Annotated in this window: 1 pseudogene; it reads left to right on the top strand. The window is 72.1% G+C overall.

What is annotated here, in order from left to right:
- Positions 1–322: 322 nt before the first annotated feature.
- Positions 323–874, top strand: a pseudogene (locus ADL12_RS22630) (MFS transporter); the annotation flags it as partial.

The raw sequence follows: 874 nt of genomic DNA, 5'->3' as shown, positions 1-874 counted from the left end.
GCGTCGTTCGAGCGGGCGGCTTGCGGGTCGGGTGGGGCCGTGTGTGCGGCCGGCTGAGGGCGGTGGGGCGCATGTGTTGGCGTCCCTGCATGCCCGCGGCTTGCGGGTGTGGTGGCTCTCGGGGCGCGGCAGGCAGGGGCTTCACGGCGGTCGGCTTCCGGATATTTCGCGTGTCAACTTCCGGTCCCCGCTGCTAGGTTGACGCGCATGTACCTCCTCTTGGCATAGGGCACGCCCTGCCCGCGCACGGTGTACGGCCGGTCGGCCGTGACCGGCGCGGCGATGCGGCGTCCCCTTTTCCGCCTCGAGTCGAGGAACCTCCGTGTCTTCCACGTCTGTCGTGCGGCCTTCGTATGCCGCCGTTCTCCGGATCCCGTATGCCCGCCGTACCTTCGCCGCCGCCCTGCTCGGCAGGCTGTCGTACGGCATCGTCCCGCTGTCCGTGATGCTCGCCGTGAGCCGGGCCTCCGGGTCGTATGCGGTGGCGGGTGTCGTGATGGCGCTGTTCTCCGGGACCAGCGTCTTTCTGTCGCCCGCGAGGGCGGCCCTGATCGACCGGTACGGGCCGCGCCGGGCGCTCGTGCCGATGGTCGCGGCCTATACCGCCTCACTCGGGCTGTTGACGGTGATCGTCTGGCGCCCGGGCACCGCCTCGTCGCCCGTGCTGGGCGCCGTGACCGCCGCCGCGGGCGCCTGCACTCCGCCGCTGGGGCCGACCATGCGGGCCGTGTGGGGCAGGCTCGCCGTCGACCGGGCGCTGGTGCAGCGCGCCTACAGCGTCGCAGATGAGCTGAGGTTTCCTGGGCGGACCTGGGTTTTCCTGGATGCCGGGAAAGCGGCCGGTGGTGCTGGGCAGGGGATGGATGCCTGCCGG

The sequence above is a fragment of the Streptomyces regalis genome (genome assembly GCF_001509475.1).
Taxonomy (GTDB): Bacteria; Actinomycetota; Actinomycetes; order Streptomycetales; family Streptomycetaceae; genus Streptomyces; species Streptomyces regalis.
Note: the sequence above shows the minus strand (reverse complement) of the source record. Positions and strands in the feature narration are given on the sequence as shown.